General features: G+C 61.5%; 9 protein-coding genes. 2 read left to right on the top strand and 7 right to left on the bottom strand.

Annotated elements, in window-relative coordinates; all coding sequences use genetic code 11:
- The first annotated feature begins 53 nt into the window (after positions 1-53).
- Both DF200_RS00350 and DF200_RS00345 read left to right on the top strand, forming a co-directional pair.
- Positions 54-401 (top strand): RNA polymerase-binding protein RbpA, encoded by a 348-nt coding sequence (locus tag DF200_RS00350; protein ID WP_109136322.1) that lies wholly within the window; start codon positions 54-56, stop codon positions 399-401.
- 170 nt (positions 402-571) lie between these two features.
- Complete coding sequence (locus DF200_RS00345) at positions 572-1,291, top strand: HAD hydrolase-like protein (protein WP_109136321.1); 720 nt, start codon at positions 572-574, stop codon at positions 1,289-1,291.
- Between the two features lie 236 nt (positions 1,292-1,527).
- Here DF200_RS00345 and DF200_RS00340 read toward each other — a convergent pair whose 3' ends face one another.
- The 7 genes from DF200_RS00340 to metF all read right to left on the bottom strand — a co-directional run bounded on the left by DF200_RS00340 (position 1,528) and on the right by metF (position 12,566).
- The gene (locus DF200_RS00340) at positions 1,528-2,283 is read right to left on the bottom strand and encodes a serine/threonine protein kinase (protein WP_158275729.1); all 756 of its coding nucleotides are present in this window, start codon (positions 2,281-2,283) and stop codon (positions 1,528-1,530) included.
- A 33-nt stretch (positions 2,284-2,316) separates the two neighbouring features.
- Positions 2,317-2,721, bottom strand: a complete 405-nt coding sequence (locus tag DF200_RS00335) for a zinc ribbon domain-containing protein (protein ID WP_109136319.1) — start codon at positions 2,719-2,721, stop codon at positions 2,317-2,319.
- 82 nt (positions 2,722-2,803) lie between these two features.
- A complete protein-coding gene (locus DF200_RS00330; RefSeq protein ID WP_109136318.1) occupies positions 2,804-6,244 on the bottom strand; it encodes an ATP-binding protein in 3,441 nt (1,146 codons plus the stop codon).
- Positions 6,241-6,909 (bottom strand): DUF4194 domain-containing protein, encoded by a 669-nt coding sequence (locus tag DF200_RS00325; RefSeq protein WP_109136317.1) that lies wholly within the window; start codon positions 6,907-6,909, stop codon positions 6,241-6,243. Before DF200_RS00325 ends, DF200_RS00330 begins: the two co-directional genes overlap by 4 nt.
- Positions 6,906-8,426: a DUF3375 family protein gene (locus DF200_RS00320; protein WP_109136465.1), complete on the bottom strand. Its 1,521-nt coding sequence runs from the start codon at positions 8,424-8,426 to the stop codon at positions 6,906-6,908. Before DF200_RS00320 ends, DF200_RS00325 begins: the two co-directional genes overlap by 4 nt.
- 134 nt (positions 8,427-8,560) lie before the next feature.
- Positions 8,561-11,680 carry a bifunctional [glutamine synthetase] adenylyltransferase/[glutamine synthetase]-adenylyl-L-tyrosine phosphorylase gene (locus DF200_RS00315; RefSeq protein ID WP_109136316.1) on the bottom strand — a complete coding sequence of 1,040 codons (3,120 nt, stop codon included), beginning with the start codon at positions 11,678-11,680 and terminating at the stop codon, positions 8,561-8,563.
- Between the two features lie 37 nt (positions 11,681-11,717).
- A complete protein-coding gene (gene metF, locus DF200_RS00310; RefSeq protein WP_109136315.1) occupies positions 11,718-12,566 on the bottom strand; it encodes a methylenetetrahydrofolate reductase [NAD(P)H] in 849 nt (282 codons plus the stop codon).
- Between the last annotated feature and the right edge of the window lie 74 nt (positions 12,567-12,640).

The following is a 12,640-nucleotide window of genomic DNA, read 5'->3' as shown; positions in this document are numbered from 1 at the left end:
TCGTTACTGTTTTGTAGCGTGGATACGGTTATTGAATACGAGGAGGAACACTCATGGCTGAACGCTCGCTGCGTGGTATGAGCATCGGGGCGAAGTCGCTGGAATCGGACGACAATGTCGATTTCGCCGCGCGTAACGATGTGGCGTATATCTGCCCTAAGGGCCACAGGACCATCCTGCCTCTTGCGGAAGGCGCCGAAATCCCCGAGGAATGGGAATGCCGCTGCGGTCAGACCGCCCACAGGGAGGGTTCCAACGATGAGGGTTCCAACGAAATCGCCAAACCCACGCGCACCCATTGGGACATGCTTCTGGAACGCCGCACCGAGGACGAGCTCAAGGAGCTGCTCGACAAGCGGCTGAAGATGCACCGTGAGGGTTGGATTCCCGACTACGAGTAGACGCTGACGATGCCCGGCCTGTCTCGACGGCCGGGCATCGTCATGCCGAGCCCATGGCCTGGACGTCGGCATGACGACATCCCGTCGTGCATTGCCAATGGCCAATGGATGACGGCGGCCATCAGACATCACTGGAACAACCATCAGACAACGCAACAGGGGAGAGACGCATGATAGACCATCCCGCAAAAGTCGTACTGCTCGATCTGGACGGTACGCTCACCCAGTCCCATCCCGGCATCTTCGCCTCGGTGGCCAAGGCGTTCGAAGCATTGGGAAGGCCGGTTCCCGACGATGAGGAGCTTCACCGCTTCATCGGCCCGTCCATCATGGATTCGTTCCGGCGCAACGGCATCCACGACGGCGCCGAAATGGACGAGGCCGTGAAGGTGTATCGACACTATTACTCCGACGTCGCCGCGTTCGACGATCCCAACAATCCCGGACACAAGGTTCCCGGCCGTCTGTTCAATTCGGTGTACCCCGGCATTCCCGAGCAGATGGCGAAGCTGCGTGAGGCCGGATACTATCTGGCCGTCGCCACATGCAAGCCCGAACCGCAGGCCGTCGTCGTCTGCGAGCATTTCCACATCACCGGGATGGTCAACGGCGTGTTCGGCGCCAGCATGGACACGTCACGACTGAACAAGGACCAGGTCATCCGTTACTGCTTTGAGCATATCGGATACGACGAATCCGCCGGCGACCGTGCAGTCATGATCGGCGACCGCTGGACCGACATGGACGGTGCGCGCGAAACCGGTATCGGCGCCATCGGATGCCGTTGGGGCTATGCGGAGCCCGACGAGCTTGAGGAACACGGCGCATCGTTGATGGTCGACACCGTCGACAAGCTCGCCGAAGCCGTGGACGAGTACTTCGGCAGGTGAACTGCCGGCCGTGACGCATCGCCACGGTCTTGCGGACAGCGTTCCGACCGCGACGGGGAGATGACGTCGCGGTCGGAACGTTTTGTTATATGAGCGGTATTTAAATAGCCGATAATATACGTTATGTCAGATTTATTCACCTTATATAAGAAAGTACTGTATCGACTGACGTCATGCCGTCCATCTGACATACATTATGCCGTCCACCATCTCCCGTCCTCCATGGTCGTCGGACGCTACGGTCGTCCCACCCATGGTGTGAACGCCCGACGAAAACCCTCTGCCGCCGAGCGCGTATCGGCATACGGTGATCCGATGCCGATGAGTCGCTTCATGCAATCGCATTGGTCGGAGGATATTTTCAGGTCGTCGTACCAAGGTGTGCGTCCCCCGCCGCCATCCCGTGTCAATCGCGGGCACGAATACATAAGATAAATCATCACATTCGCGAAACAAGCGAGATCCAAATCGAATTGCCCCTGACGCATCGCATGTGCATCGGCATCCGCGTAGCGGGCCAGGCCGAAATCCACCAGCGACACGCGATCGCCGTCGTCAAGGACGTTCGCAGGGCTTATGTCGCCATGGACCACGCTTCGTGAGTGGATGTACACGAGTATGTCGAGCAACTGTGTTCCTATGCGCTGAATGTCTTGCTCCGTGAACGACCTGCCCTCGTCGAACAACCATTGCCCGAGCGTTCTGCCGTCCTTGTATTCGAGGACGAAATAATACCCGCTCGCATCATTGACCACACCCAGCAGTTCCGGTATGGCGGGATGATTCAACCCGGACAGGATGACCGCCTCATGATGGTTCCGCCCGTCATTGCGTTTCCACATGCGCCTGCGGAAACGCTTCAGGACCACGCGGTCTCCCCGCGCGTCCACCGCTTCGAAACATACGCCGTAACGTCCGCCGCCGATGCGGGATGTCACGGCGTATTCGCCGACGCGCCTGCCGGCCACGGGTTCGAACAACCCGAACGGCACGCCAAGGCCTAATCGCCCAAGATCCACCGAATGTCAGCGCCCGGCCGGCGATCCGCAGTCCATGCAGAACTTGGCACCCGGATTCAGCGGCTTGCCGCAGCTCGGGCAGAACGAGGCGTTCGATCCCATCTTGGAACCGCAGTTGAGGCAGAACTTGGCGCCCGCCGGCACGACGGAACCGCATTTCGGGCAGTGCGCTCCCCCGGCCACATGCGACTGCTGCGGCGGCATCTGCTGCGGATACGACTGCTGGGGGTAATGCTGCTGGGGATACTGCTGTGTGGGATACCCCTGCTGCGCGTAGGCGGCGTATCCCCTGTCCGAGCTGGAGAAGCTGCCGAACATGCCGAACAGCCCCTTCTTCTTGTAGTACCGCCTCCCCTGATAACGGTTCGGATAGCGCCTGCTGCTACTCGAACGGGAGAAGAAACCACTCATCTGTGCATACCTCTTTCCTGCCCTATCCCATTTCCATATAACGGTCCGGGCCCATATCCCGTAATTGTAATGCAGGGGACCATCACGCCGTAACGGATGGTTCGTTTTCCGTTCCCCGCGTATTCAGCGAAGCCTCCTGCAGATAGGATCTCCCATCGTTCGGATTCCTGTAGGCGACATATGCCCTGGTGGCTATTTCCAGTATCTCCGCGGTCTTGCTTTCCGGCGCGGATACGATGACCTGGAAACCAAGTCTCGGCAGAACCGCCAACGCACGCTGCGTGTATCGGCCGTCCGCTTTGATGAGCGCCTCGTCGAGGAACAGCGTGGTGTAGGTGGGCCGTCCGGAGACGTCTCCCCCGAGCAGATAGATAAGGGCCGCGCCGTATACGAACGAGGTGAGCTCCTGCAACGCACCGCCGGATTTGCCTCCCGTGGAGGTGATGCGCTCGTCCGGTGCGTCGACGTGATGCACGGTGGCGTAGAACGATGAGCGGCATCGTGGATCGAGGTTGCGGGCGCCATAGCTCTTGATGCCGTTCGCGTCGCGTATCTGGCCGAGTTCCTGACGGAGCATCATCACCATTCCGTCGCATGACGCGAACGTTCTGCGCGCGGCGTCAAGAGCGGCCGTGGCGTCCGTATCCGGTCGCCACGACTGCAACGAAGCGATGATACGGCGCAGCCGCATGCCAAAGGACCGTTCCGGGGCTCGGACATCGGCTCCTATGGAGAGGCTGCCGTGTCTGGGACCGAACCGCTGGTTCTTGAGCATGGCGTTGATGCGTCCTAGCTGGTCGTCGATGTCGCGCGCGTCGGTGTCGATAGCGCGGTTGATTTGGGTGAAGTCCATGAGCAGCTTGTCGAGGCAGTTCGCGTATTCCTCGGTGGTCGCCGCGGATGCCGTCAGCCGTTCAAGGTCATGAAGCTCGTCGAGGTAGAAACGGTAGTCGTCCACGCTTGCGTTGAGCGCATCGTCATCCCGCGCATAGTATTCGAGATACGCTGACATGGCGGATTCGACGGCGGCACGACGGATATCCGCCGTGGACTCAAGACCGTTGATGAGTCTGCTCATCGAATCATGGATATGTTCGAGAGCACGCCGCTCGAACGTGGCGCCCGGTCCCCCGTTCGCCCCGACGATGATGTGTGGCCTGTCCGAGGGGTCGACGACGCCGGCGAAATTGTCCTCATAGGCCTTGTTCAGGACCGTGAGGACCTGCGCAGAGAACGATGCGGGGCTGGCGTCGGCGTCGAAGTCGCGCGAGTCAAGCCACCGTTTCGACGCGTCCACCGTTCTCTGTAGGGCCTCGATGTCGGATCGCATACGGTACAGTCGCCGGTTCGTCTCGTCATATCTGCTTTCCAGTTCGGTTTTTTCCGCGGAGAGCCGTTCCAGTTCCGGAATATGCCGTGCTTGTTCGATATCGGATTCGATGGAGGCGACATGTCGTTCGGCGGTAACGACATCGATGCTGCTCCACGTCGTGTAGGCGAGGGCCTCCGCCAAGGCATGGTACGCGGATAGCCGTTCGATGCGGGATCTCGCGGCATGATACCGATCGTCCACCGCGGCGAGACGCGCCTTGGCCTTCTCCATCCCATCCCGCAGCCGTTGCAGATAGGACTCGTTGACGAAACCGATCACGGGCGTCACTCCCCTGGTCCCATGCTGACCGCGCGACCCGGATTTGATCTGGCCGTCCATCTGGATCTGCCGTGTATCACGGTCGGCATCATCGATCACGTCGACGCAGCGTGCATCCAGCCTCTCGGAGGCGGTTTGCTGCCTGAGCCAGCCGACGAAAGGCGAGTCTTCCCGGTACCTGAGTTTTTCGGACATCCAGCCCGGCGAATAATCGGTGCCATAGTCGCGTTCCGTATCCACGAAACGCCAGGTACGACGCATCATGCGCCGGGGGTCGATGGCGCTGACCTTCTCCGCGAACCCCTGCTCGTGCCGCTTGTCGACGAGAATTGTCTGCGCCATCGACCCGTATACCACGTTCATGGCGTCGCGCCATTGTTCGCTGCCCTCCCGTACGTCCATGAGCTCGGCCACATAGGGCAGCTCGTCCACGTCCAGTCCGGTGGCCCTGGCGATCAGAGCACGGGCCTCGTCCATCTGCTGGGTGATGCGGGTGCGATGGATGCTTTGCCGTTCGTAGTCCCTTTGCAGCTGGGCGAGCTCATGGTCCGCCTTCGCGCGCGCCGCCACCGCGTCGTCTCGTGACCGTTCGCTCTCGGCGACATCGTCCGCATATGCCGAATCGGCGGAGACGATGGCATCGCGGCGCATCCCCCATTCGTCCTCGCCATCGGGCATCGTCTCGCCCGCCTCGTCGAAAAGACGTTCCATCCGCCGTCTGCGTTCCCGCACCTCCGCCGCATCGTGTCTGGCCTGTCCGAGTCGGGTCTCCAGACGCGCAAGATCGGCACCGTCCGTGTTGTCCATCAGCGCGCTGACGTCCACGACGCGCTGGCGCAGATCATCGGCCTGCCGTTTGATTCCCTGAAGATCCCTCCGCTTGTCGATGATCCGCCTCTCGTCGAGCGGAAGCCGTTCGGAGACCTCCACGGCCATGCGGGACCTGGCCCATGAATCCAACGCCTTGGACCCGCTATCGGTCGCGGGGTTGGCGGCGTCGTAGTCTTTGACCTCCCGTCGCGCCTGCTCGTAGGCGTCATAGGCGTCGCGCACATCGCGCAGACGCGCCACACGTTTGGCCTTCTCCTCCATGCTGCGGAAGTTGGCATCGTAACGGTCGTAATCCTCCACGGCGGCCTTGGCCAATTCGATGGCCTCGGGTACGCCGAGCACGCCCTGTTTGAAGATGTCGTCGAGCCGGGACGGCGCGTCCGCCGATTGGATCTTGTATAGCAGCCGGCACGCCGACTCATCCAGTCCCATGGCCTGCCAGATATGCGCGTGGAACGCATCCGCGTTCGAGAACTGGATGCTGCCCGGATACGTGGCCCTCAGCATGGCCGCGGTGAAGGGGGAGTCCCGGAAACGGTCCATGAGGCGGGGGTCGATCACACGGTTCCAGACCGCGTATTGGCGACGCACGTCGGCGCGTCCGTCGCCCGGCGCCAGATACAAGAATTTCGCGCATGACAGCACCTCTCCCCCGGTCCTGTTCATATAGGTGTCGACGATGGCGCCCCAGACCGGCCGGGGCATCCCATCGTCGCCTCGGCCTCGGAGATATATCGGTTCGTCACCGGATTCGGTGTTTTCCACGCCCAGCATGCCCCGAAGGTACGTATAGTCGTTGCGTTCGGAACGTCCGGTGTTCGAGGCCTTGTTATACGGGGTCCCCGTGGGATACAGCAATGATATCTGCGCATCCACCAACGTGGATTTGCCGGATTCGCTGGCCCCGGCCAGCAGCGTCACCGGCATGGAGTCGTCCGTCGACGGACGGAATTCATGGTATCCGTCGTATGAGCCCCAGTTGACGATCTGCCGGCTTTCCAGCATCCAACGGTCGGCGATGATCTTCATGCCGTCGTTCATAGCTCCTCCTTGGGGGAATCAGCTTCGTTCCCGGAATCCTTCGATGCGGTTTCGTCGTCATCGACGGCCGTCCCCATCCAGTCCTCGGCCAGTCCGCGATCGAGGACGACCGGCACGAGCGGCGTTATCGTATACATGCCGTCGTCATCGTCATGGCGCATGAGATAGCCGTATGTGGCCATGGCGGACACCGTCGCCGACACCTTTCTCAGGACGCCCTCCTCATCGTTGCGTGAGGCGAGGTATCCCGCTCCGGTGGTCAACGCGTTGCGAATCTCCTCGAATCCAACAATCCACTGCTTCGGATCCGTCCTCGTATTCTCGTATTCGAGCACGCGAATACGCAGGTACGCCAACGTGGAGGCCTCCTCGCGGGTGAGGCTGGCACGGGTCTTCAACGCCCTGATGGGCGCATCGTCATCGCTTACCGGCGTCGCATACATGACCCGGTACCGTTCGTTGACCACCAGTTCCAGCATGTCGTTGTTCAACGAGCGCACGACATCGTCACGGTTGTCGAGCACGAGGTCGTACAGGTCTCCGGCGATGTACCGGTCCCGTTTGAGCGCTATGGCGGCGGTCCGCGCACCGGCGTCCATGTCCCCGGTGTCCCCATCGAACAGGGCGTGGGGGTTCGCCTCCGTCGTAGTATGCTCTTCGCTCATGCCCGTTCCTCCTCCATGATCTTTTCCAAATCCCTCATCGTTGCCGTCAGCGGACGGGTCCGCCACGGTCGTTCCGTGCCGTCGGATGCCACGCAGTTCCAGGTCACGTATCGTCCATCCTCCACCGGCAATGCGCCGAGGAATCCTATCAGCTCGCTTTCCCGTCGCTCCCCGCTGGGCAGGAGGTTGAAGCTTGCGGCCATATCGACGTCATCCCCACGCATCACGGGTGCCTGCAGTATCAGCTCCAGCATGTGGCGCAGCCGTGGACCGCCGGAATCCACCATGGCCTTCAGATCCGGCACGGGAGCACCGCCGGCCGGTCCTTCGTCATCCGACAGTTCCGGGGGAACGACATGCCGCAACGGACGGGCCGGCCGCAGAGGCAGCCGCCCGAGCCGAACGGTCGATACCTCGGTCCGGTACGGGGTGTCTTCATCATCGGGATGGCGCCTTGCGTCGTCGTTCACCGCGGCGAACAGACGATTCAGCGTTCCCAGCATCGTCCGGTATCGCATATCGGTCCGCTGCCGGACCAGACGGCTGATCGCCTCATCGGAAAGCCTCATCTGCCTTCGGACATCCTCGATGCCTTCGTATATGCGCGCCAGCTCCGATCTGATCTGGTTGAGCAGCACGCCCGACTCCCCCGCCAGATATGGCGTTTTCGCGATGTCTCGTATGGCGTCGTCAATCTGTTTGCGCCCCTCTTCGGTGACGATGACCTGGAACGCATCGTTGAACCGCCGTCCGCTGTCGGATTCATGGAACGACCTGCGGTAGTCGTCGTGATACATGGAGAGGATGTCCTCCACCGACATGGACCCCGATTGCATGCGTCGGCGAAGGACGTCCCCGTTGTCACGCTCGGACAGCGCAAGCTCCTTGAGATCGACGGGCACCCCCCGCAGCGTGTTGTGCAGCACTCCGATGACATCCTCCACCTGCCGTTCGGACAATGTCTCCGAGGATTCCCCCTGCCGTATCCGTTCGATCTCATGCCGACGGTCCTCGATCTCCCGTTCAAGCAGGCCGATGCGTTTCCGTGGATCGGCGGTGAGCATCATACGGGCGTGCTCCACCTCCATGATTATACTGTTGGCCTGCGCCCCGGACAGCGTGCGGGAATCGTCCTCCAATCTGGAAAGGGCATCGATGGCACGATGAGCCCTCGCGGTGAGACGGTAAAGGAACCGGTGCGAGACGACATCCAATGAATTGGCAAGCCAGGCATAGTCGCCGTCGCCTTCGCGACTGAGCTCGGCCAGCATCTGATGTGCGGCGTCCGATGGCGTGGACCCGTCCCGAAGCGCGTATTCTCCGGCCCCGGCCAATTCCCTGATGCCTTGGGCAAGACGGTCTTCAAGCATCTCCCTGGGCAGTTCCTCGGTCAATGGTTGGAACGCGGAGCGCAGCAGCGCCACATACAGCATCGAATTCTGCCGCAGCAGCAGACGAAGAACACCGGTCTCATAGACCGATCTCAGCCGTTCCAGTTCCTGCCGCGCACCGCCCACGACCAACCTCTTTCATACGTCACATCGCATCATCGACCAACTCATGGACTACGCCATTGTACAATTCCCGGACGGGCCGCCATCCGAGAGATTCCTCGATGGTTTCGCCCTGCCGGAGGTTCTGGCATGTCCCCTTATCGAAGCGTCTTGTCTTCCGAAGACCTTCCGTAGAACAAACGTTCCATCACAAGACGGCATTTGCGCATGACTCCCAGCAGCTCGTTCTCGAACTGCTGACCACGATGCGACGGCTCCCGCAGCACCGCGGCGATACCACCCAGCGAATAGGTGTCGTCGGGCAGGACATCCGCCCGGTTCGCCCTGCCCGACCACAGATAGTTCGCATTTCGCGCGTTCGTGGCCATCACCCAGGCCTGACGCAGGATAGCCGCGTCCTCATGGCTGATTTCGCCGATCTTCTCCAATGCGTCGAGGGCCGGCATCGTGGAGACGCACCGGAGATCCGGATTGTCATGGGACTTCTGCAGCTGCAGCAGTTGCACGGTCCATTCCACGTCGGACAGTCCTCCCTTGCCGAGCTTGAGATGCCGTTCCCGCCGCACCCCCCGGGGCAGGCGCTCCGCCTCGACGCGAGCCTTGAGACGGCGAATGTCCATGATCTCCGCCTCGGAAAGCGGTCTGTCGGGGTAACGCAGGGGGTTCGCGATCAGGGTGAGGAAATCATGGGCGAGATGCTCGTCGCCGGCGGCGTATCGCGCCCGGAGCAGGGCCTGATGCTCCCACGTGCTGGCCCACGACGAATAGTATTCGCGGCAGGATTCGTACGAGCGTACGAGCGGACCGTTCTTCCCCTCCGGTCGCAGATCGAGATCGAGGTCGATCCTGTTCTCCATCGACACGGGTCCCATGAGGATCCTGCGCAGATCGTCCACGACGGCTTTGGCGAATGAGGAGGCGTCCTGATCGGCGATGTCTCCGCTCGGACGGTAGATGATGATCACGTCGGCGTCGGAACTGAAGTTCACCTCGCGACCGCCATACCGTCCCATGCCTATGACGGCGAGCCTTACGGGAGACTCCTTCAGAGACCGTTCACGGCACTGGTGGGCCATCGACCATTCGAGCGCGCTGTCGATTACGGCATCATATACGGTGGTCATCGCCTCAAGGCAGTCCCCGTCCTCGATGACGCCGCTCATCCATCCCAGTCCTATGCGTTCAATCTCATGACGGCGCAACGATCTGAGCAATGTGGCGAAATCGTTGACCCTGTCGGGGAACCTCATCAACGCGGCGTGGCATTGTATGTCGAGACTCTGACGCGAACGGGGTTGCATCTCCTCGTCATGTCCCAGCCATGTGACCGATTCCATGGATTTGTTCATGGCATCACCAAGATACCGGGAGTTGGAGAGGATGTGGCACAGACGCTGGCCTGCGGACGAGGAGTCACGGAGGAATCCCAGATAATCGCTCCCCTGCCCGAAGTTCTCCTCAAGCTTGCGCCATGTCAGCAGCCCCATGTCCGGGTTCTGCCCGTCGCCAAGCCACTGCAGCACGGCCGGAAGGATGATGCGGTTGATCTTCGCCGATCTGCTGATGCCTTCGGTTAGGGCCTGCACATGACGCATGGCACTTTCCGGATCTCCGAATCCGATGGACGAGAACCGCTCCTTGGTGGCCTGCGGGCTCAGACTGATTTCCCCCTCCCCCAGTGTCGCGATGTTCGGCAGCATGGGACGGAAATAGATGTCGAGGTGCAGCTGCCGCACCTCACGTCTGGTGGCGTCGAACCGTTCGATGAGTTCCTCCGGATGCATGCCCAATGCGCGTGAGAGGCGGCGGAGCTCCGGATTGTCGTTGACCGCGGCCTTGTCGAGTTGGCGTTGGGTCTCGATGCCGCCCTCGTTGCCTTTGCCAAGGTCCGGGAACAGGTGGGTACGCTTCAGGGACCACATCTGCTGCCGGTGTTCAAGCACCCGTTCGAAACCATAATCGGCGGATAGCTTCACCGCCTGCTTGCGTGACACATAGCCGCCGGCGGCCAGCGCCTGCAGGGAGTCCAATGTGGATGCGGTGCGCAGGGATTCATCGGTGCGACCATGCACCAGCTGCAGCATCTGCACGGTGAATTCCACATCGCGAAGGCCACCGCGGCCAAGCTTGATCTCCCGGTCCTTCTGCGCTTTGGGAATCAGGTCCTCCACACGCTTGCGCATCTGCTGGCAGTCATAGACGAAGTTCTCCCGTTTCGACGCGCTCCATACCAGGGGGCGGGTGCGGTCGTGGTACTCCCGTCCGAGCGCGGGGTCCCCCGCTACGGGCCTGGCCTTCAGCAACGCCTGGAACTCCCAGCTCTCGGCCCATTTGTCGTAGTAGCCCAGATGCGATTCGAGTGTGCGCACCAGCGGGCCGTCCTTGCCTTCCGGACGAAGTCCGCCGTCGATCTGCCACAACGTGGGCTCGGCCACTCCCATGACCACCGACTGGCAGAACTTCTGCAGGGTGACGCCGAGTCTGGTGCCTATCCGTATAAGACGCTCGTGGCCGATCTCGTCGTCGTTGGGCTCGACCACATAGATCAGGTCGACATCGGAGACGTAGTTCAGCTCCCGTGCGCCGAGCTTGCCCATGCCGATGATGGAGAAACGGCATCGTTCGCTTTCGGGGACCTCGTGCCGGGCAATGGCTAGTGCGCCTTCGAGCGCCGCATCCGCCAGGTCAGAAAGGCTTCGGCTGACGCCTGGCTGTATGGTCAGCGGATCGTCGGCGGTGACGTCCCAAGCCATGATCGCCGCCAGCTGTTCCCTGTAGCATCGGCGCAGTTCGGTGACGGAGTCCGCGGTGTCCCCGTCGGCGACCGGGACTGCGGACTCCGGATCGGCGCCGATGCGTTTCAGCACAGCGGCGCGACGCTGGTCACGGTTCCATAGATGGGATTCATATCCTTCGCCGGTGACCGCCCTGACCAGTGCCGGGCGGGAAAGCATGAGCCTGCCGATTTCGTCGGAGGCGCCGAGGACCGCCACAAGACGGGGGAATCCGTCCAGGCCCGGGAACAGGGACTCCAGGGGACGCCCTTCCTCATGGACCTTCTTCGTCAGCTCGGATACATGCCGCAATGCGGTGTCCGGGTCGTTGCTTTTGGACAGCGCCTCAAGCAGCTCGGAGCGATAGTATCCCGTGACCCCGAACGATGAAAGGGAGTCGAACAGTTCCTGGGCCGTTTCAAGATTGGCCATACCGGCGCGTATGAGTTCGCGCAGCGTCACGCGAGAGGTTGCCTTGTCCATTCTTTTCATTGTAACAGGCGGGATGCGCCGGAACGGGTCAGTCCTCCTGGAACAGCGGCTTGACGTTGCTCCAGATGCGGCGGGTCGTTCCGGGATGGTTCATCGTGTAGAGGTGCACGCCGTCCACGCCTTGCGCCACGAGGTCGTTGATCTGCTGCGAGGCGTAGATGATGCCCGCGCGACGCAGCGATTCGCGGTCGCTCCCCCATTTTTCCAGCATGGCGTCCAGCCGTCGGGGAATGACCGTGGCGTTCTTCTTCGCCATGTTGCGCACGGATTTCGCGCTGGTGACCGGCATGATTCCCGCCTCGATCGGAACGGTGATGCCCGCGGCCCGGGCCTTGTCCACGAACCGGAGAAAGTCGTCGTTGTCGTAGAACAACTGGGATATGAGGTTCGTGGCGCCGGCGTCCACCTTGATCTTCAGGTTGTGGATGTCCTCATCCAGCGAGGGGCATTCGATATGGCCTTCGGGGTAGCATGCGCCGAAGATCTTCAGATTGGGTCGACGGTCGCGGATATAGGAGACGAGGTCGCTGGCGTGCCTGAATGCGCCGGCCTCCCTCTGTCCCTCGATGACATCGCCCCTGAGCGCGAGCACGCCGAACACCCCTGCGGCGTCGAACATGTCGAGGGCCTGATCCACGACCTCTTCGTCGGAATACAACGCCGTGAGATGCGCGACCGTCGGGATGCCGTATTCGGATCGAACGGTGTTGGCTATGCGCGCGGTCGCCGTACGGTCCGAATGGGTCCCATGGCCATAGGTCACGGAGATGAAATCGGGGTTCACGCCTTCGAGTCCGTCAAGGGTGTCATAGATGGTTCCCACCGGAGCGTTGCGTTTCGGAGGAAACACCTCAAGGGAAAACTGCGGGGTATGCATGTCGCATTCCTTCCTATGCTGGATTTCTCAACGATGCCTTCTCGTGACCGGCGGCATCGCAACGGCGATCGTAG

It is taken from the genome of Bifidobacterium catulorum (assembly GCF_003129925.1).
In the GTDB taxonomy this organism is placed as follows: Bacteria; Actinomycetota; Actinomycetes; order Actinomycetales; family Bifidobacteriaceae; genus Galliscardovia; species Galliscardovia catulorum.
This window is presented reverse-complemented; position numbering and strand designations above follow the sequence as displayed.

Excerpts from the sequence above, each read along its gene's own strand:
- metF (WP_109136315.1), bottom strand. The coding sequence starts at position 12,566 with ATGCATACCCCGCAGTTTTCCCTTGAGGTGTTTCCTCCGAAACGCAAC.
- DF200_RS00345 (WP_109136321.1), top strand. The coding sequence starts at position 572 with ATGATAGACCATCCCGCAAAAGTCGTACTGCTCGATCTGGACGGTACG.
- DF200_RS00325 (WP_109136317.1), bottom strand. The coding sequence starts at position 6,909 with ATGAGCGAAGAGCATACTACGACGGAGGCGAACCCCCACGCCCTGTTC.
- DF200_RS00315 (WP_109136316.1), bottom strand. The coding sequence starts at position 11,680 with ATGGACAAGGCAACCTCTCGCGTGACGCTGCGCGAACTCATACGCGCC.
- DF200_RS00350 (WP_109136322.1), top strand. The coding sequence starts at position 54 with ATGGCTGAACGCTCGCTGCGTGGTATGAGCATCGGGGCGAAGTCGCTG.
- DF200_RS00335 (WP_109136319.1), bottom strand. The coding sequence starts at position 2,721 with ATGAGTGGTTTCTTCTCCCGTTCGAGTAGCAGCAGGCGCTATCCGAAC.
- DF200_RS00330 (WP_109136318.1), bottom strand. The coding sequence starts at position 6,244 with ATGAACGACGGCATGAAGATCATCGCCGACCGTTGGATGCTGGAAAGC.